13 protein-coding genes are annotated in these 18,761 nt (G+C 65.9%); 2 read left to right on the forward strand and 11 right to left on the reverse strand.

From position 1 onward, the window contains the following. Positions 1-108: 108 nt before the first annotated feature. The 6 genes from ACOYYX_RS25265 to ACOYYX_RS25290 all read right to left on the reverse strand — a co-directional run bounded on the left by ACOYYX_RS25265 (position 109) and on the right by ACOYYX_RS25290 (position 6,227). Complete coding sequence (locus tag ACOYYX_RS25265; protein ID WP_422924851.1) at positions 109-864, reverse strand: SDR family oxidoreductase; 756 nt, start codon at positions 862-864, stop codon at positions 109-111. Positions 865-997: 133 nt separating this feature from the next. After that, complete coding sequence (locus ACOYYX_RS25270; RefSeq protein WP_422924852.1) at positions 998-2,026, reverse strand: bifunctional heptose 7-phosphate kinase/heptose 1-phosphate adenyltransferase; 1,029 nt, start codon at positions 2,024-2,026, stop codon at positions 998-1,000. Next, positions 2,023-3,129, reverse strand: coding sequence for a hypothetical protein (locus ACOYYX_RS25275; protein ID WP_422924853.1), 1,107 nt, complete (start codon positions 3,127-3,129; stop codon positions 2,023-2,025). Before ACOYYX_RS25275 ends, ACOYYX_RS25270 begins: the two co-directional genes overlap by 4 nt. A 144-nt stretch (positions 3,130-3,273) precedes the next feature. Next, positions 3,274-4,137 (reverse strand): HAD family hydrolase, encoded by an 864-nt coding sequence (locus ACOYYX_RS25280; RefSeq protein ID WP_422924854.1) that lies wholly within the window; start codon positions 4,135-4,137, stop codon positions 3,274-3,276. Further along, on the reverse strand, positions 4,134-4,721 hold the full coding sequence (locus ACOYYX_RS25285; protein ID WP_422924855.1) for a D-sedoheptulose-7-phosphate isomerase: 588 nt from the start codon (positions 4,719-4,721) through the stop codon (positions 4,134-4,136). Before ACOYYX_RS25285 ends, ACOYYX_RS25280 begins: the two co-directional genes overlap by 4 nt. Positions 4,722-4,919: 198 nt before the next feature. Next, on the reverse strand, positions 4,920-6,227 hold the full coding sequence (locus ACOYYX_RS25290) for a Gfo/Idh/MocA family protein (protein ID WP_422924856.1): 1,308 nt from the start codon (positions 6,225-6,227) through the stop codon (positions 4,920-4,922). 677 nt (positions 6,228-6,904) lie between these two features. On the opposite strand from ACOYYX_RS25290, the gene ACOYYX_RS25295 reads away from it, so the two are divergent. Further along, positions 6,905-8,014 carry a zinc-binding metallopeptidase family protein gene (locus ACOYYX_RS25295; protein WP_422924857.1) on the forward strand — a complete coding sequence of 370 codons (1,110 nt, stop codon included), beginning with the start codon at positions 6,905-6,907 and terminating at the stop codon, positions 8,012-8,014. 85 nt (positions 8,015-8,099) lie between these two features. Here ACOYYX_RS25295 and ACOYYX_RS25300 read toward each other — a convergent pair whose 3' ends face one another. Next, entirely contained in the window at positions 8,100-9,677 is a 1,578-nt protein-coding gene (locus tag ACOYYX_RS25300; protein WP_422924858.1) for an ATP-binding protein, read from the reverse strand. 360 nt (positions 9,678-10,037) lie between these two features. Here ACOYYX_RS25300 and ACOYYX_RS25305 point away from each other — a divergent pair, with 360 nt between their 5' ends. Further along, the gene (locus tag ACOYYX_RS25305) at positions 10,038-11,585 is read left to right on the forward strand and encodes a hypothetical protein (RefSeq protein ID WP_422924859.1); all 1,548 of its coding nucleotides are present in this window, start codon (positions 10,038-10,040) and stop codon (positions 11,583-11,585) included. An 82-nt stretch (positions 11,586-11,667) separates the two neighbouring features. On the opposite strand, the gene ACOYYX_RS25310 is transcribed toward ACOYYX_RS25305, so the two are convergent. The 4 genes from ACOYYX_RS25310 to ACOYYX_RS25325 form a co-directional block, all read right to left on the reverse strand. Further along, complete coding sequence (locus ACOYYX_RS25310; protein WP_422924860.1) at positions 11,668-13,167, reverse strand: hypothetical protein; 1,500 nt, start codon at positions 13,165-13,167, stop codon at positions 11,668-11,670. Between the two features lie 90 nt (positions 13,168-13,257). After that, complete coding sequence (locus ACOYYX_RS25315; RefSeq protein WP_422924861.1) at positions 13,258-15,834, reverse strand: VWA domain-containing protein; 2,577 nt, start codon at positions 15,832-15,834, stop codon at positions 13,258-13,260. A 2-nt stretch (positions 15,835-15,836) separates the two neighbouring features. Continuing rightward, complete coding sequence (locus ACOYYX_RS25320; protein ID WP_422924862.1) at positions 15,837-17,729, reverse strand: vWA domain-containing protein; 1,893 nt, start codon at positions 17,727-17,729, stop codon at positions 15,837-15,839. Positions 17,730-17,767: 38 nt separating this feature from the next. After that, on the reverse strand, positions 17,768-18,688 hold the full coding sequence (locus ACOYYX_RS25325; protein ID WP_422924863.1) for a DUF58 domain-containing protein: 921 nt from the start codon (positions 18,686-18,688) through the stop codon (positions 17,768-17,770). Positions 18,689-18,761: the final 73 nt, after the last annotated feature.

Raw genomic sequence — 18,761 nt, forward strand, 5'->3', positions numbered from 1 at the left:
GCTCCGAAATCTCTAACACCGGCGCGAGCGAGTCTCCCCATCGTGAATGCCAGGAGCCCGAGCCCGGGAGAGCCGGAGGCTTACTCCGGCTCTCCCGTTAGACGCGGCTCACTCTAGAGAGTTGCCGCCGTTGACCGAAATCTTTTGCCCGGTGATGAATTTTGCCCCCTCGGTGGCGAGGAAGGCCACGGTCTCGACGATATCCGCGGGCTCTCCCATGTGCCTCATGGGGACGGCGGCGGCGTAGGCGTCCTTCATCTTCTGCGAGTCGTCGACGTGCCGCTCGGTCGGGATCCAGCCGGGCGCGACGAGGTTGACGGTGATGCCCCACTCGGCGAACTCCCTCGACCACGAGCGGGTCAGGCCGAGCTGCGCCCCCTTGGCCGAGACGTAGTTCGAGAATTTGGGAACGCCCATCTCGAGCACCTCGGAGCCGATCTGGATGATCCGCCCGTAGCGCCGTTCCTTCATCGAGCCGATCACGGCCTTGGTGAGAAGCACCGGGCTCTTGACGAAAAACTCGAGCTGATCGAGGCAGTCTCGCCAGGTGAGATCCTCGATGGGGATGAACGGCTGCGGGCCGGTCGCGTTGATGACCAGGATGTCGATCGGCCCGAAGCGGGAGACGACGTTGGCCGCGAGCTTCTCGACCTCCGCCTCGTCGCGGACGTCGGCCTTGAAGATGTCGGCCTCGCCGCCGCTCTTGCGGACGGCCTCGGCGACGGCCTTCGCCTTCTCCGGGCTGCCGAAGTAGTTCACCGCGACCTTCGCCCCGCGCTCGCCGAGCGAGCGGGCCATGGCCTCGCCGAGACCACGAGAGGCGCCGGTGACGAGCGCGACTTTTCCTGACAGGACTCCTGGCATGGCGTCTCCCCCCTTCGATTCGATCTGATCCGATGGCTGATTGGTATAAACTACGTAAGCACGGGGAAACCCCCGCCAGGCCGGGGCGAAACGTCCGGGTCGGTCGAATACCAAAGACTACGGACGTCGTCGCTCAGGCGTCCAACGGAATCCCGAGCAATCCCGCGATTTCCGGGACCGACGCGGTGCCGGTCGTGCCGAGCTGATGCACGACGATCGAGGCCCCCGCCATGGCGATCTCCATCGCCTCGCGGAGGTCCGCCCCCCCGGCCAGCGCCGCGGCGAGGTTCGCCGTCACCGAGTCTCCGGCCCCGACGATGTCGATCGGCCCGCGAACCGGGTGCGACGCCACGTGCTCGGCGCCCTTGCCCGACAAGGCGCCCACGATCCCGCGCTCCGCCAGGGTCACGAAGACCGGCTGCCCGTTGCGCCCGGCGAGCGTGGCGGCCTGGGCCCGCACGTCGGCCAGGTCCGTCACCTGTGAGCCGAGCATCTGGCCGAGCTCGTTGGCGTTCATCTTGAAGCCGAGCGGCGGGTAATCCTTCACCCCCCTGCGGCTGTCGGCGAGGACGATGAGGTCCTTGCGGTCGCGGAGGGCCTGGAGCGCGGCCTCGCAGACGAGCGAGGTCACGACGCCGCTCTCGGGGATGTCCACCTGATCCATCAGGATCAGGACGTCGACCACCTTCGAGAGCGAGATGACGCGGGCGGCCAGCTCGCGCTGAAGCTCGATCGGCGTCGGGGTCCAGTTCTTGGAGTCGAACCGGTTCAGCTCGCGAGGGGGCTGTCCGGGCTCCATGACCAGGGGCTTGCAGTAGACCGGGGTGCGGCGGAGGTCGGACTTGATAAAGTGCTCGGAGTTCACGCCGGCCCTGGCGGCCAGGGCCCGGCGCAGCTCATAACCTTCGCCGTCGTCGCCGCAGAAGCCGACGGGGAAGATCTCGCCGATGCCGAGGGCGACCAGGTTATTCAGGATCGTCCCGGCGGCACCTGGGTTGGCCCGCACGGCCTCGACGTTGTACACGGGGAGGCCCGTCTCGATCGAGATCTCCCCCTTGGCGGGGTCGATCTCGAGGTAGCGGTCCAGGAAGAAGTCGCCCACGACGCCGATGCGGAGCGACGGATAACGCGCCGTGATGGCGGAGAAACGATCGCCGGTCATAGACGGTCCAACTCGCGATACAGATGGTGGACGAAGGTGGCGTTGTCGCACTGGGCGTAGTGCATGGCCCCTCCCATCCGGGAGTAGCTCTTGCAGAAGCGGAGGTAATAGGCCGGGTTCGTCTTGGGAGGCTCCCCCTGGGTCCAGTCCCAGCCGCCGCCGTCCTGCAGATCCACGATGTAGAAGGAGTGGCCTTTGACGACATCCTGCCCCGCCTGGAGCCTCAGGTTATTCACGCAGCTCAGGCTCTTCTCGAAAACCTGCGGGCCCATGATGGCCGAGCCGATCGAGAGCACGACCCCCCCCTCGAGGTTCGCCACCGAGCCGCCGAAGAGCTTGAAATCGAGCTCCGCCGCGCGGCCGATCGCCGACCCGCTGAAGACCGGGTGATTGGCGATGATGTCGTAGCCGATCCCCGGATGTACCGTCATCGGCACTTTATGTTTGTACGCCTGGGCCAGGATCGATGAGGTCTTGCGGCGATGCTCGATGTGGAGTGGACCCGAGGGCCAGCCCTGTTCGCCCATGGCCTTGAGCAAATCAACGCGGGCGCCCGTGAGGGGATGCCTCGGATCCTGGGCGATCGCCGCGGTTAGCTCATCTTCGGTCGGGACCGTGCCGCCGTCCTGGAGGATGTAGCGGCCGAGTGCCTGGCCGTATCCGAGGCCGTCGAGGGCCCCGATCATCAGGGCCCGGTGGATGTTGGTCGCCGTCTCGTCCCAGGTGCCGAAGTTGCCGCCGGCCACGCCATTCTCGACGCTCTCGGTCGAGGCGCCGAACCAGGAATATTCCCAGTCGTGGATCGTCCCGGCGCCGTTGGTGGCGAGGTGGGTGAGCCAGTCGCGGCCCATCATCCGCTCGAGCAAGAGTGCCGTGCCGTTGCGGAGCAGGTGCGCCCCGTAGATCAGCATCACCGTCGCCCCTCGCTTGCGGGCGCCGGCGATCGCCTCGGCGCACCCCTTGATGTGCCGCGCGGCCTCGTCGGAGCAAGGCTTCGGGGCCGAGTCGGGGTCGATCAGGATCTCGTCGGCCTTCGTCAAGCTCCGTCGCTCGGCGAGGGGGAAGACCTTCAGCTTCTTGAGGTCGAGGGGCTGCACGTTCACGGAACCTCATCCTCGCGGGCAATCATAATATCTGAATGTGGTTCAGCTTTGCCGGATGCGAGCATGACGGAGGCGCGAGCCCCGGATCCCTGGTTTCCCGAGGCATCCGGGGCTCGCTCTTCATGTGCCCGCCTGCTCGCCCGATCAGCGGCCGAGCAGGTAGTCGACGAACGCCGGTGTGTCGCGATAGTCGGGGATGACGGCGTCGGCGCCGACGCCCATCAGGCGCTGTCGCTTCCACTCGTCGATCTGACCGGAACCGTTGTTCGCCTCGTCGCTGGCGACGGCCACGGCGAGCCCGCCGACCTGCTTGGTGTTCTCGATCTCGACGTATCCGTCGCCGAACGAGAGGAGCTGGCGGCCGGTGATCGAATGCTCCTTCAAGATCCGGTCGATGACCATCTTCTTGGAGAAGTTCTTGTAGTCGTCCTGGGCGCCATAGATGTGCGGCCCGAAGAATTCGGTGATCCCGAGGAGTTCGGCCTCGTACTTGACGAACTGCTCGTCGGTGCCGCTGGCGAGGTAGAGCTGGAGCCCGCGATCACGCAGGTGGCTGAGCAAGGCCCTGGAACCGTGGACGAGGTACTCCTCGGCGAGGATCGAGCCCCCTTTGAGGCCGGTCGTGCGGGCCCCGATGTGGGAGTCGAGCCGGCGGAGGTACTCATGCTTGTACGCGAGGGGCTCGAGCGGCTCGCCGCCACGCTCGCGGATCCGGTCGGCGAGCTGGATCATCTGGTAGATGGTCTGCTTGCCGTTGAGCCGCATGATGTCGTCGAGCACGAGCTGCCTGGCGGCATCCTCGGTCTCCCCTTCGAGTCGAGGCAGGACCTCGATGAACATGGGGACCATGACCTCGGGCCACCCCTGGCGGATCAGGGAGAGGGTGCCGTCGAAGTCGAAGAGGACGTGGCTGATCTCGGGCCTGGGCTCGACGTGGGCCGGCAGTTCGATGCTAGGCCAGCGTCGCGCCCCCTTGGGCTCGGCGATCGAGTCTTGTGCTCCGCTCATGACCGGGCTCCCAGGACGTCCGCCTTTTCCATGAATGCGTAGGCCAGCATGTGGCAGATCGTCATCTGGGCGTCTTCGACGCGGCCGTAGTGGGTGTCTTCGATCACCAGGACGTGCTCGGCGATCTCCGCCAGGGCGCCCCGCTTGGCCCCGACGAGGGCGATGGTGGAGAGCCCTTGCTCCTTGGCCCACTTCGTGGCCTTCACCAGGTTCGGCGAATTGCCGCTGACGCTCATGCAGAGCGCCACGTCGCCCGGGTTGGCGTAGTTCTGGAGCTGCCGGAGGAAGACGTCCTCATACGAGTAGTCGTTGCCGATGGCGGTCATCCAGGCCGTGTTGTCGTTGAGGGTCAGGATGCGGAACCGGGTCCCGAGCTTGTCGGACGAGCCCTTGCCGACGTCGGTCACGAAGTGCGAGGCGTTCGCCGCGCTGCCGCCGTTGCCGAAGACGAAGACCTGGGCCTTGCGGCTCCAGGCCGAGTGCAGCACCTCGATGATCCCGGCGATCTGGTCGAGGGGCAAGGCGGCGTAGACCTCCGTCTGCTTCTTCGTGTAATCCGACAACCAACTCGTCAGCTCTTGCATGTGACTATCCACGTCTCTCGACGTCTCATCGTTCCTGGGGAAAGGCCTGTTGATCGAAGCTCCTGGCGGAGCGTTCCGGTCGAGGCGGGTGATCGATCGGGCCGACCGGGGGCGGAACGGCTTCGAGGGCCGTCTCATCCCCGATCGGCATCATGTCAAAAGGTGATTATCTGTTTAGAATTATCGGCCGCCTCGGGCTCAGACCTTCTCGGGGACGACGAACGGCTTGCGATACTCGCGGGTCAGCATCTTGTTCGCCTGCTCGTCGCCGACGAAGGTCTCGGCCGAGGGGTCGAACTTGAGCCGGCGGCCGAGCCGGTACGAGATGTTGCCGAGGTGGGCCAGGGCCGAGCTCGTGTGCGCGGTCTCGACAGGCCCGCGGAGGATCGACGGGTCGCGTCGGCGCACCGCGTCGATGAAGTTCGCGAAGTGCTTGCCGACCGGATCCCCGTCCTTGCCTTTCGGCCCGGGCTCGCCCTTGGGGCCGAGGTAGATGTCGTAGTTCGAGTAACCCTTGATGACCAGGTAGCCTTCGGAGCCGTAGAAGATGTTGCCGACGCCGGCCCCCCCCTCGGTATTCGTGTACCAGGGGCGGACCTCGAACTCGATCATCTGCTTCTGCTCGGGGAAGAGGTAGCTGCTGGTGAGCACCTCGGGGGTTTCCTTGTCGTCATCCCAGAGGAACTTGCCCCCCATGGCGACGACCTCGCTCGGCAGGGTCTCGAGCCCGAGGCCCCAGAGACACATATCCGTCTCGTGGACCCCCTGGTTGCCGACGTCGCCATTGCCGTAATCCCAGTGCCAGTGCCAGTTGTAATGCACGAGCCTCGTGGAGAAGGCACGCTCGGCCGCGGGACCTTGCCAGAGGTTCCAGTCCAGCGTGCCCGGCGCGGTGTCCGGGTCCTTGGCGTGGCCGATCGAGGGCCGGGAGCGGAAGACGAGACCGCGGGCCATGTAGACCTTGCCGATCGTGCCCTTCCGCAGGTGGTCGACGGCCTCGCGGATCGCGTCGGAGCTGCGGAGCTGGACGCCGTGCTGGACGATCCGGTTGTACTTGTGGGCCGCCTCGACCATCTTCCGGCCTTCGAAGATGTTGTGGCTGCCCGGCTTCTCGACGTAGACGTCCTTGCCGGCCTGGCAGGCCCAGATGGTGGCCAGCGAGTGCCAGTGGTTCGGCGTGGCGACGCTGACGACGTCGACGTCCTTGCGGTCGAAGACCTTGCGGAGGTCGGTCTCGGTCTCGACCTTGTAGCCGTACTCGCTCTCGAACTCCTTGGCCCGCTTCGCGAGGAGCTGGGCGTCGGGGTCGCAGAGGACGACGACCTTGACCCCTTCGGTCTTCATGAAGGCCTTGACGTGGGCACCCCACCCCCGGCCGTTGATGCCGAGGACGGCCGCCCGGATGGTGTCATTGGCCCCGCCGGCGGAGGCCCTCGCCGCCAGGCTCGCGGTGGCCACGGCCCCCGCACTCGTGCTGAAGAACGTCCTGCGGCTCAACTCGGACATGATGGCAACCTCGTATGGCCTTGCGACTCGTGACCGGAAGTCGTTGAACGCATTCTCCAGCGGTCCTCGGCATTGAACTGAATGTCGAGGAGGAAGGTGGCGATCGGCGTTAGTCCTGCGGAGGGCCCTGGATGCCCCAAAGACATCGCTTCGGTGGGAAAGCGGAGGTTCCCCGCGTTCGTCTCGCTGGCTCTCTTGAGAAATCGCGATCCTGTTCCTGGGAGATTCGACGGCCCATCGTTGGCCCCCTCAGTCTAGAGCCTCGGGCCTCCCGGGACAACAGGGCACCGGAGCCTCGCCAGCCTCCCCAAAGCTTCACAAAGTCCGCCTGGCAACTTCGGAAGGAATTCGTTCATCATCCCAGTCATGGGACCGAGATTCGTCGATCTAAAACATGTCTGGTATAGAAATACGCGGAATTCGGCCGACGGCGGGGCTCCGGCGTAGCTATTGCGATGGATCGTAACGGATGTGTGGGATGTGTTGTCGCAGGGCTCCGTCCAATCGAGGCAACGACATCCTGCCGGGGCCTTGGGCCGCCTCTCGGGTCGATTTCGCGGCCGCCATCCCGCGACCGATTCGAGATCAAACGCCGGATTGGCACAGGCTGTGCTGTCAACAATGCTGCGGTTTTGGAGGGGAGCGTTTCGCGATCTTACGCCGGAGTCCAGGGAGCGATGAAAGTTTTCCACTGTGGTCATTGCGACCAACTTGTCTTCTTCGAGAACACTACGTGCGTCAACTGTGACCACATCCTGGCCTTCCTCCCCGACGTGGCTGAGATGGGGGCCCTCGAGCCCGAAGATGCGAGCAAGGGCCTCTGGCGCCTGATCTCTTCGGATTCCAAGCCGCGCTCGTACCGGCTCTGCCAGAACTACAGCCAGGAGAACGTCTGCAACTGGGCGGTGCCCGCGGACGACCCGAATGCCTTCTGCCGATCCTGCCGGCTGACGCGCACCATCCCGATTATCCAAGGCCCCTCCGACCGAGAGAACTGGGCTCGGGTCGAGACGGCGAAGAGGCGTATGATTTATAGCCTCCTGCGCCTGAATCTGCCGGTGCTCACGAAGGCCGAAGACCCTGAGCATGGCCTCGCCTTCGACCTCCTCAGCGAGGTGCCGGGCGGGCCCCCCGTGATGACCGGGCACGATAACGGCGTCATCACCCTCAACATGGCCGAGGGCAACGACGCCGAACGCGAGCGCCGCCGCCTCCAGATGAACGAGCCTTACCGCACGCTCCTGGGCCACTTCCGCCACGAGATCGGCCACTACTACTGGAACGTGCTCATCGACGGCACCGATTGGATCGATCAGTATCGATCCCTCTTCGGCGACGAGCGAGAAGACTACGGCGAGGCCCTCAAGCGGCACCACGCGAACGGTGCCCCGGCCGACTGGGTGAACTCCTACGTCTCCGCCTATGCCAGTGCCCATTCGTGGGAAGACTGGGCCGAGACCTGGGCCCACTACATGCACATCTCCGACACGCTCGAGACCGCCGTGGCGTCGGGCCTGTCCCTCCGCCCTCGTCGCTCGGACGAGCCGGCGCTCAAGCCGAACATCAAGGTCGTCGGCAAGTGGTCCGCCTCGTTCGACGAGCTCATCGAACGCTGGTTCCCGCTGACCTACGCCCTCAACAACCTGAGCCGAGGGATGGGCCTCCAGGACATCTACCCGTTCGTCCTATCGCCCCCCGCCATCGACAAGCTCCGATTCGTCCACGAAGTCATCACGGAGACCGCCTCCACGGCGCGACCCGCTGCGCTGGCGACCGCCGCGAGCTGATTTGAAGTCGAACAGTGGCAACCAGCGGGCGTCGCATCTCGGTCTTCGGGCCGGGGCGTGACGCTCGGTTCGTTGAAGGCCTTCGTCAGACCGGCATACTCGTGAGGAGCCCCTTGATCGTCTCAGGGTCGACGGGCTTGACGAGGTGGTGGTCGAACCCGGCCTCGCGGGAACGGAGCCGGTCCGACTCCTGCCCCCAGCCGGTGAGCGCGACGAACATGGTCCCCTGCGCCTCGGGGGTCGGCCGGAGCTGGCGGACGACCTCGTATCCGTCCATGCCCGGCATCCCGATGTCGAGCAGGACGAGCTCCGGGCGGAAGTCCCTGGCCGTTTCCAGGGCCGACATGCCGTCGTAAGCGACCCGCACCTCCTGGCCGTGGAGCCGGGAGAGGAGCCGCGCCAGGGTCCTCGCCGCGTCCTCGTTGTCATCTACGACCAGGATCCGGCGGCAAGGCAAGGCCGAAACAGGATTTGCGACCTCGGTCTTTCGATCCGGCGCGGGAGCCGGGGTCGGGTCCTGACGCGGTGCGTCGATCGACGGGTCGTAGGGCAAGGCCGGCAGCCTGAACTCGAAGAGACTCCCTTGTCCCGGACCATCGCTCCGGGCCGTCACCACGCCGCCGTGGAGTTCGACGAGGGTCTTCACCAGCCCCAGTCCGATGCCGAGGCCCCCCTGGGCACGGCTCCCTCGCTTGCCGGCCTGGACGAACATCCCGAAGATATCCGCGAGCATCTCGGGTTCGATGCCGATGCCCGAGTCGCGGACACGGACGAGGGCATCGCCACGGTCACGCTCGGCGGAGATCCAGATCTTGCCGCCGACCTCGGTGTACTTGATCGCGTTGCTCAGGAGGTTGTCGAGCACCTGTTCCAGGCGGGTCGGGTCGGCCTCGAGCCGAATCCGCTCGCGAGGTAAGTCGACGGTCAGCTCCAGCTTGCGCTCGGAGAGGCTCCCTCGGCTCGCCTCGATGGCCTGGTTCAGGATGGTGCCGAGGTCCACGGTCTCCTTGCGGAGCTCGATTTTCCCCTGACTGATCCGGGAGACGTCCATGAGGTCGTCGACGAGCCGCGCGAGATGCACGACCTGGCGCTCGGCCATCGACCGCTCGGCCTCGAAGTCGCTTGGGTTCGCGAACGGCTGCTTCATCAGGTGGAGCGCGGTGCGGACGGGGGCCAGGGGATTCCGCAACTCGTGGGCGAGGACCGCGAGGAAGTCATCCTTGCGCAGGTCCGCTTCCCGCAGTGCCGCCTCGGCCCGCTTGCGCTCGACGATCTCGCGCTCGAGTTGCACCTGCTTCTCGCGGGCCTCCTCGGCGCTATCCTCGGCCCGGCGTCTGGCGGACCACATGAACCCGCCGAGGGTGGATATGGCCAGGCCGACGATCATGTACACCCAGAGCCCGACCTCGGAGGCGGGGTCCATCACCCAGAATGAGCCCATCGGCTTGAGGATCAGGAATCGCAGGGCCAGGCCGCTCATCGCGAGCGCCGCCAGCCCCGGCCCGAGGCCCCCCGTCCCGGCGCTGAAGACCAGGGCGATGAAGTAGAAGATGTACGGGAAGCGTTCGCCGAGGATGGGATTGAGGCTGACGCGGATCACTGTCGCCAGCGCCACGCTCGCCAATCCGGTCGCGTATCGGGAGAAGGCCGAACGCTTCGCCATCGCCATAAAGGTCTCTGTGGGAGTGGCCTGCATCGAGCGAGACTGCTTCGACCTCCGAAAGACCCCGGGAGATCGAGAGGGGGATCGCGAATCGTTTCGATTCGATTCTAGCAGGAAGAGGCAATCGCTGGATGGGCTGGGGGGCTTGAATTTCTACGTGTTTCGATCAGTCATCATGGACTCGGCTTGCGTCCATCGAAAGCCGAGCGAACTCTGACGCCTCCGCGGGAAAAGTCAAACAAAGTTTGGCTTGCCGATTCCTTTTTTCACCGGGTTCGGGTAGGAGGATACTTACCGGGTCATTATTTCGATGGGTCCACAATACCCCAGGGATGGCAAATCCTTGCGAGGAGATGGTCCATGGATCGCTATCGACGTCGAGAGTTTCTCGCGGACGTGGGGCGAGGCATGCTGGTCGCCAGTGTGGGTTCGGTCCTCGCGCAAGACCTGGGCCTGGCGCCTGCTGCCCTGGCCGACACGGAAACCGGCCGTCTGAGCTTCGGCACGCTCGAGCCGCTCGTCTCCTTGATGCAGGAGACCCCCGCCGACAAGCTCCTGCCCGCCGTTTTGGAGCGGATCAAGCACGGGACGGAGCTCCGCGAACTGGTCGCCGCCGCCGCCCTGGCGAATGCGCGGACCTTCGGCGGGCAAGACTATGATGGATATCATGCGTTCATGGCGCTGGCCCCGGCCTTCCACATGTCGCATGAGATGCCCGAGTCGGAACGGGCCCTCCCCGTCATGAAGGTCCTCTATCGCAATACCAACCACATCCAGAAGATGGGTGGCTGCGAGCACGAGGTCTTGCACGTCGAGAACGCGTCGGCCAAGCCCGGCGAGCAGTCCGCCGCCGAGACACTCCGCGACGCCGTGCGCCGGAAGGACATGGAAGGGGCCGAGCGGACTTTCGCCGCCCTCGCGCGAGGGCCCCTGAACGACGCCTACGACGACCTGCAATATATCGTGCAGGACGACGCCAACGTCCACCGGGTCGTCCTCGCCTGGCGGGCGTGGGCCCTGCTCGACCTCACCGGCAAGGAATATGCCCATACGATGCTGCGGCAGTCGGTCCGGTTCTGCGTGAACGAGGAATCCTCGGCCCGCCGCAACAGGATCGCCGAGCCGCTTCGAGAGCTGCTGCCCAAGCTACTAGACCGCTACGGCCTGGTCGGCAAGTCGGTCGGGGATCGCAAGCCGGACGACCAGTGGGTCGACCACCTCGCCCGGACGATCTACGCCGGGAACCGGGAGCAGGCGGCCGACACCATGGCGCAGGCTCTGGCCGAAGGGATCGCCCTCGAGTCGGTGGGCGAGGCCCTCTCGCTCGCCGCCAACCTGCTCGTGCTGCACGACCCCGGCCGGAAGAAGGAGGAGCCCGGCGGGAAGCCGGTCGGCAGCGTCCATGGGGCCTCGGTCGGCGTCCACGCCTCCGACGCCGCGAACGCCTGGAGGAACATCGCCCGCGTGAGCAACCATCGCAACTCGCTCGCCAGCCTCATCGTCGGTGCCTATCACACCGCCGGCCAGGCCGGATCGCTCAACCCCAAGGCGTACCCGCTCGAGGAGCATCGCGAGGCCGTCAAGGATGTCTCGCCCGACGCCCTGCTCTCGGAGGCCGAGGCCGCCATCAAGGCCAAGGATCAGGCTCGCGTCTGTGCCCTGATCCACCGCTACGGCGAACTCGACCGCCCGGCACGCCCGGCGTTCGACCTCATGCTCCGCTACGCGATCAGCGAGGACGGGGCCCTGCACGCCGAGAAGTATTACCGCACGGTGACCGAGGAATTCGCCTCGAGCCGCCCGTCCTTCCGCTGGAGGCACCTCACCGCCCTGGGCCGCGTGACCGCCAGCGAATACGGCTTCGCCGCCCCGGGCGTGGCCGACGCCCGCCGCCTCCTCGGGATCTGAACCGATCCGGCAACAAAACGAGGCCTCGCGACCCTGGTGGGGTCGCGAGGCCTCGTGATGATCCCGAGTTGCGTCGAAGGGCTCAGGGCTGCGCCGGGGCTTCGGCGGCGGCCTCGTCCTTGGTATCCTCGCCATTCTGCGGCCGGATCAGCTCGAAGTAGCGGCGGATCGTCTGGCGATGGCCGAGGGGGATCGGCTCGCTGTCGAGCACGGCCTCGGACATCTTGCGATACTTCTGATACGAGTCGCGATAGCCGCGGGCGGCGGTCTGCCGGCCCTCGGCGGAGTGGGTCGTCTCGACCTCCGACGGGCCGTCATCGCCGGGCTGTCCGGTCGTCTCCTTGATGTCGCGCTTCGAGGCGAGGTTCGTCTTGTCCCCGTCGATGTTCCCGCTGATGCCGAGGCCGGCACTCTGGTTGGGAGCGTTCGACTTCTGCTTCAGTCGCAGGCGGGCGGTGTTCTGGCAGTTGCCTTTGCACTCGCTGAGCTTGTCGATTTCCTTGGCGAGTACTTCAAACATCTTCTTCCGCTTGCCCTGCCCCTTGGCGAGCTTGGCGATCCCCTTGGCCCCCTTGCCGATCTTGCTGTTCTGGCCGTCCTTGATCCCCTCGGCCATCTCCGAGGCGGCCTCGCCGAGTTCACCCAGGCCGACCTCGCCCATCTGCTTGGCGGCTTCCGACAGCTTCTCCTCGACCGCCTTGGCTTCCTTGCGGTCGAGCTCGGGGTTCTCGAGCTCTTGCAGGGCCTTCGCGGCCTGCTCATATTTCCCGTCCTGGAGGGCCTTGCCGGCGGCCTCGAGGGCCTGGGCCGAGACCATGGCATCGCCCAGCGACTTGAGCTGGCCGTCGACGATCCCCACGTTGTACTGGGCCTGCTGGGCGGCGATCGCCGCCTGCATTTCGGAGAGCTTGGCCAGGGCCTCCTTGGTGTCGACGCCCGGCTCCTTCATCTCCTGGGCCTTCTGGCGGAGCTCCTTGATCAACTCCTTCAGGGCCGGGTCTTCTTCCTTCTTCGCCATCTCGTCGAGGGCCTTGAGATCCTCTTCAATCTTCACGGCCTCGAGCACGATGTGCTCGGGGGCCGGCGAGATGCTGGCGCGTGCGGGCTTGGGGGCGAGCGGCCAGGCGAGCAGGCCTACGGCGATCGCCAGGAGCCCCACCGCATACGGCACGACCCTGGGCATGCGGAACGGCACGACCGCGCGGGGCTCGATCCCTTCGAGGTGTTCCTCGGCGTCGGCGACCTGGAGCCGGTGCAGTTCGCCGGACTTCGCCCCCGTCAAGAAGGCGAGCGCGGTGACCGTACGATCCTTGAGACGATGATGGGCGTCGACCGAGGCCGCGGCCTGTCGCCAGCTACCGAAGCGGAGGGCGGCGACGAGCATCCCCAGGATAGGACCCAGGGCGAAGACCCCTGCGATGACCGACGGGGCGATCGGGCGACCGGTGATCCATTTGGCCAGGCCGAGCGCGACGCCGGCGGCCGAGGCGGCGAGCAACCCGAAGGCCGCTCCCCTCAATAGCAAGACCCCACGCTGGCGAAGCACGACGGGACGTAACCGCTCATGAATCCGCTGACGCATGGAAGGAGCCTCTTACTTAAATGGAAGCCTCGTCCGCAAAGATTGGCGGACGCCGATCATTCTCCCCGAGAGGTCGGGACAATTGTACGATCAGCCGCGGGCCGCGCGAAGGGGAGATCGGCCGGGGACCCGGCCGAAAACCAGGGTGAAATCAATACGCCGGAGTGCGACGTCGATCACAAAGATGAGCAAAGCTGCCACCAGCAGATAAGGCCAGAGCGGGACGGCTCGCAGGGCCGAGCGATCCGAAGGGGCGAAGACCTCCTCCGGCTTCGGGTCGTGCCGTCCCTGCGACACCTTCGAGACGGACTTGAGCAGGTCGACGTTCGTGGGCCTGAGCCGGAGCTCGTCCGGGTATCCCACGGAGAGCCCGCGCGACTGCTGGTAGAGCAACTGCCCTCGGTACTTCTGGGCGAACTCCAGGTGGTAGGAACCGGCCAGCGGCGTGTCGAACTCGGCCTGATACCGGCCGGGAGCCGTCTGGGCCATCGGCAGCTTGAGCTTGCCGAGTTGGGCGTCGATGACCGTGAGCTCGGTCTCGGCGTCGTTGAGGTATCGTCCCGAGGGGTCGATGGCATCGAGCGTCACCGCGGCGTGGCGGTTCTTGTGATCCACCTGGACCACGACCCCCTTGGCGTCCGACTTCCGCATCGCGTGGCGGATCACCTGGGCCCAGAACCGGCCGTAGCCGGGCCAGGGCAGCCACTCCGCCGCCCAGCGCGGCTTGGCGTCGGAGGTGAACGCGACGCTCATCCCCAGGCCGTAACGCCACCAGGTGAGCAGCGGGTCGCCCGCCTCGCTGGCGAGGATCAGTTCGCTCGTCGGCTTCGGCCGCGTGACGACGTAGCCGAGCAGCGGCGGGGCCGCGCCGAAGTCGAGCTCGGCGAGGGTCTGCGTCGGGCGGATCACCTGCGGGTTGAACGGGATCTCGTTGATGGCCGACTTGCTGGCCGCGACAGTCTCCTTGGCGAAGATCTGGGGGACCGAGGCTGGGTCGTCGGTGAAGTAATAGCGGCCGTTGCCGATCCGGGCGATCTCCTCGAGCAGGTTCTGGTCGGCCCCCTCCCCCACGCCGACGGTGGTGATGGTGATGTGGGCCGAGGCCATCGACGCGGCGACCCCTTCGAAGTCGCCGGGGGTCGAGATTCCGTCGGTGAGCAGGATCACATGCTTGAGCTTGGCGGGGACGCGCTGGAGGGCGTCGAAGGCCTCTTCCATCGCCGGATGCATGTTCGTGCCGCCGCCGGCCTCGATCGTGGCGACGCGGTCGATGACGAAGCCTTTATCCGTGCAGGGGTGCAGCTCGCTGATGAGGAAGGGCTCGCCGTCGAAGGCGATGACCCCGACCTTGTCGTTGGGCCCGAGCAGCTCGATCGCTCCCTTGGCGGCGTCCTTGACGAGCTCGATCTTGTCGCCACCCATCGAGCCCGACTTGTCGATGACGATCATCATCGCCAGGCTCGGCTTCTCCTTCTCCTTCTCGAAGTCGCTCCGCACCGGGAGGATCTCTTCGAGGGCCGTCTTGTAGTACCCGCCTAGCCCGAACGACTGGTCGCCGCCGAGCATGATCAGGCCGCCGCCGAGGTCGCGGACGTAGGTGCGGGCCAGGTCCATCTGCCGGGTCGTCAAGGACGTGGCCGGCACGTTGGAGATCATCAGGAGCTCATAATTCTGGAGGTCGGCCAGCGAGTCGGGCATCCCCTGCGGGGGCCGGACGTCGACCTGGATCTCCTGCTCCTCGAGGGCCCAGGTCAGGTCCTTGGCATCCTTGGGCTCGCTCTCGATCAGGAGCACGCGCGGCTTGCCCGAGGCGAAGACGAGGCCCGACTCCGAGTTGTTATCCTGCTGCTCGTCGCGGAAGTTGCGGGCGCGGGCGGTGTAGGTCGCGAGCCGATCCTGCTCGATCGACTGCTGGAACCGGAACCGGTTCTCCCCCTTCTTGATCTTCTTCCGCTCCGAGGCGACCTTGATCGCCCCCTTGTAGACCTCGATATCCCCCTCGTCGTCGTGGTTCGCGTCGACCACGACCTCGACGTAGAAGGGCTCGCCTTGCAGCACCTGCGCCGGGACCTTGACGGCGGAGACCTGGACCTCGGGCTCTTGTCGGGTCTTGAGCGGCACGGTGTCGATGGGCACGCCGGCTCGGAGCGCGGCCTTGACCGCGTCGCCGGCCGTCTGGTTGCCGTCCGTCACGAGGACGATCCTGGGGACGTGGAACGGCGGGCAGGCGGCCGTGGCCACCTCGATGGCGGCGGCCAGGTCCGTCCCCTTCGGCTCGGCCACGGGGTTCTTCTTCGTCGGGTCGTCGCTCACCACGCCGGGCGAGGCCGCGAACGGCACGACCGCCGCCTTGTGCCGCCCCTGGCTTTCCAGGGCCTTGCCGATGAACTTGTCCGCGTCTTTGCGCGAGTCGTCGCCGACGCTCAGGCTCTGGTCGACCGCGAAGACGACGAACTGGTCCTTCGTCGGGCTCAGGAGCGTCAGGCCCGCCAGCGACAGGACCAGCAGCGCGGCGATCAAGACACGCAAGGCCAGTGAGATCAGGCGCTGGCGCGTGGCGAAGTCGACGAGGCTGTGTCGGAAATAGTAATACAGGATCGGCAAGGCCAGCAGGCCGAGCAGCCAACCGGGGCGGATCAGTTCGAGTTGATATCCGAGGGCACCCATATTTAGCTAATCCAGCGCCTTTGATAGCAGACCCATTCCCCGGTCGCCAGGATCCAGGCCAGCACGATCATGGCGAACCAGATCGGCCACCCGCCGAAACCCGCCTGGGCGACATCCGCCTTCGCCTTCAAGCCTTCGGGGGCACGCAGGTCGCTCTCCCTCGCGTTGGCGAGGTTGCACGCGACCTCGAGCACCGATTTCTCAGCCTCACCCTTCTTGGCGTCAACCTTCGACTTGTCCGCATTCTCGCCGGGCTTCCGGACGAGGCTCCAGATCCCGCAATGGTCGAGCGGTCCGATCGTGGCCTTCTGTCCGTCCATGGGGACCGGCTGGCTGACGCCATCCGGTGCGCGGAGGGCGATCGTCCCTTGGCTATCCACCACGCCGGGCTGTGAAGGCAACTCCAACTCGGCCACCGCGCCCGTGGATCGAGCCTCGAGCAATTCCCCCTTCGTCCCCGCGAACCACCCGAGGGCGTTGGCGACGAGGATCGGGAAGGCCGTCTGCAGTGGTAGGTCCCCCTTGTCGAGGTTGACCGAGAGGACCAGCACCTTCCCCTCGGGCCGCTCGAAGGTGCACAGCAAGGGATCCCCCTCGACCGAGACCGCCAGCAGCTTGGCCGTCCCCTTGGGCGTGAGCTTGCGGGCTTCCGGCATCAAGACGTTGTCGAGCCGGACGTTCGCCATCAGCGGCGAGTCCTTGTCCTGCTTCGTCACGATCGGGTTCAGGAGCGTCTCGCCGAGATCCCAGAGGTCGCACGAGCCGGCCGGCTCGATGACGAGGACCGGGCCGCTCGGCAACTTCTCCGGCACCTTCTTGTGCAGGACGGTGATGGCCCCGACCGAGATGGACTTCGGCAGGTCCTTGCTCGTGTCGAGCTTCACCAGCGGGTTGGCCTCGAGCACCTTCTCGACGAAGAGGTTCCCGTCGGTCACGAGCTCGACCTGCTTGATCTCGCGTTTGGGAAGCAAGGCGGTTGCCTGGTTATCGGTCGCCAGCGCATCCTTGTGGTCGAGCTTGACGAGGAGCTTGCCCCCCTCCGTCGACGTCTTCTCGAACGTCTGGCTCCATTTGCCGTTCGGCGCAAGTTTCAAGGGGACGACGTCGATGATCTCCTGCTCGAGCGAGACTTCGAGGCGGCACTGCACTTCCTGATCGGACGAATTCGTGACCTCCGCCAGGATCTGATAGCCGACGGGGTCGAGCAGGCTCCGCCTGGCCTGGAGTCGGGTGATCCCGACGTTCCCGGCCTTCGTCCCGATCGAGACGATCTCCACGTCCTGATCCTTGGAGAGCCCTGTCGCGTCATCGAAGGCGGCGTCGCTGAGGATGACCACCTTGCGGTTCTTGTGGTCGGCAAGGAGCCTCCTCGCCAGGGCCACGGCCTCCTTGACGTGCGTCGGCCCATCGGTGGGCTGGATCGCGTCCACGGAGGTCCGCAACGTGCGCTGATGGCCCGTCAGGCCGCAGTAAACCCGGGGCTCCGAGCCGGCCGAGACGATCGCGACCTCGTCCATGAACCGCAGGTCGTCGATGATCGTCTTCGCCTCGGCCTTGGCCTTGGCCAGACGCGTCGGCGCGACGTCCGTCGCGTTCATGCTCGCCGAGTTATCCACGACGAGGACGAGGCGCCTGGCCTGCCTCAATTCCCAGCGGAAGAAGGGCTCGCAGAGGGCGAAGACCAGGAGCATCAGGAAGGCGAGCTGCACCAGCAGCGAGACGAGGTGCCTGAGCCGCTGCCAGATCGAGCGAGGGCGCTTCTCCTCGAAGATCTGCTCCCAGAAGAGGATCGTCGAGACCGGGACGCGGCGCAGCCGGATCTTCAGGATGTAGAAGATCACGATCGGGATCGCCAGGGCGGCCCAGGCCAGTGCGAGCGGATGAGTCAGGTTCATAATCGCGTCATCACGTCATTCGCCACGAAAATTGAAGGTTACTGGACGGCGCCCGCGGTGCGCATCATCTTCAGGATCAGATCGTCGAACGGGATCTCGGTCGAGCTCTGCGTGCACCCGAGCCCATACGTATGCCCATAATCGCGCACTGATGTCAGGAACTTGCCGAAGATCTCGCGGTACAGTCTAAGGCTCCGCTCGGTCACGGTCACCTTCCGCACCCCGCCCCCTTCGACATCGAGCAACTCGAGCTCCCCCTTCAGCTTCGGGTCGGCCTCGGCCTGGTCGTAGACCTGGACCAGATGCGGCTCATACCTGTGATGCCGGAGGAGATCGAGCCCGCGATGATAGCCGGAGGGGTCGAAGAGATCGCTGACGATCACCGCCAGCCCGTGCCTCTGGTTGCGATGCACGAAGCCCGAGATAACTCGGTTGAGGTCCGTGACCTCCCCTTGCGAAGAGAGCCCCTCGAGGAACTTGAGCAGCGACAGGATCCGCGACTTGCCTCGCATCAACGGCAGGTCGGCCACGATGTCCCCCGCGAAGGCGACGATCGCCACCCTGTCGAGATCCGCCAGCGCGATGTACGCCAGCGCCGCGGCGATCTGGCGGGCGAAGTTGAACTTGGGCGGGTCGCCGAAGTCCATGCTTTTTGAACAATCGAGCAAGATATAGACGTGAAGGTCTTCCTCTTCCTGGAAGCGTTTCAGGAGCAGCTCGTCGTGCCGGGCGTAGACGTTCCAGTCGAGGTAGCGAAAGTCGTCGCCGGGGGCGTACTCGCGGTGGTCGGCGAACTCGATCCCGCCGCCGAGCTGGCGGGTCCGCCGCTGGGCCAGGATCGAGCCGCGGAAGACCCGCTTGGAGACGAGCGAGAGGTACTCGAGCTTCTTGAGAAACTCGGAGTCGAACAGGGGCGCATCGGCTGGCGCCGTCTTCGTCGGGGCGGTCGAGCGAGCCACCGGACCTCCTGATTCCTCGCGTCTGTGCGGGCTACGCCAAATGGGGACGCCGCGTCATCTTGTTCGGATCGGC

This window comes from Singulisphaera chitinilytica, assembly GCF_049331405.1.
In the GTDB taxonomy this organism is placed as follows: domain Bacteria; phylum Planctomycetota; class Planctomycetia; order Isosphaerales; family Isosphaeraceae; genus PoT.

What these genes read in the sequence shown, in the direction of transcription:
- ACOYYX_RS25265 (WP_422924851.1), bottom strand. Translation starts at nt 864, where the DNA reads ATGCCAGGAGTCCTGTCAGGAAAAGTCGCGCTCGTCACCGGCGCCTCT.
- ACOYYX_RS25270 (WP_422924852.1), bottom strand. Translation starts at nt 2,026, where the DNA reads ATGACCGGCGATCGTTTCTCCGCCATCACGGCGCGTTATCCGTCGCTC.
- ACOYYX_RS25280 (WP_422924854.1), bottom strand. Translation starts at nt 4,137, where the DNA reads ATGAGCGGAGCACAAGACTCGATCGCCGAGCCCAAGGGGGCGCGACGC.
- ACOYYX_RS25285 (WP_422924855.1), bottom strand. Translation starts at nt 4,721, where the DNA reads ATGCAAGAGCTGACGAGTTGGTTGTCGGATTACACGAAGAAGCAGACG.
- ACOYYX_RS25290 (WP_422924856.1), bottom strand. Translation starts at nt 6,227, where the DNA reads ATGTCCGAGTTGAGCCGCAGGACGTTCTTCAGCACGAGTGCGGGGGCC.
- ACOYYX_RS25295 (WP_422924857.1), top strand. Translation starts at nt 6,905, where the DNA reads ATGAAAGTTTTCCACTGTGGTCATTGCGACCAACTTGTCTTCTTCGAG.
- ACOYYX_RS25300 (WP_422924858.1), bottom strand. Translation starts at nt 9,677, where the DNA reads ATGGCGAAGCGTTCGGCCTTCTCCCGATACGCGACCGGATTGGCGAGC.
- ACOYYX_RS25305 (WP_422924859.1), top strand. Translation starts at nt 10,038, where the DNA reads ATGGATCGCTATCGACGTCGAGAGTTTCTCGCGGACGTGGGGCGAGGC.
- ACOYYX_RS25310 (WP_422924860.1), bottom strand. Translation starts at nt 13,167, where the DNA reads ATGCGTCAGCGGATTCATGAGCGGTTACGTCCCGTCGTGCTTCGCCAG.
- ACOYYX_RS25315 (WP_422924861.1), bottom strand. Translation starts at nt 15,834, where the DNA reads ATGGGTGCCCTCGGATATCAACTCGAACTGATCCGCCCCGGTTGGCTG.
- ACOYYX_RS25320 (WP_422924862.1), bottom strand. Translation starts at nt 17,729, where the DNA reads ATGAACCTGACTCATCCGCTCGCACTGGCCTGGGCCGCCCTGGCGATC.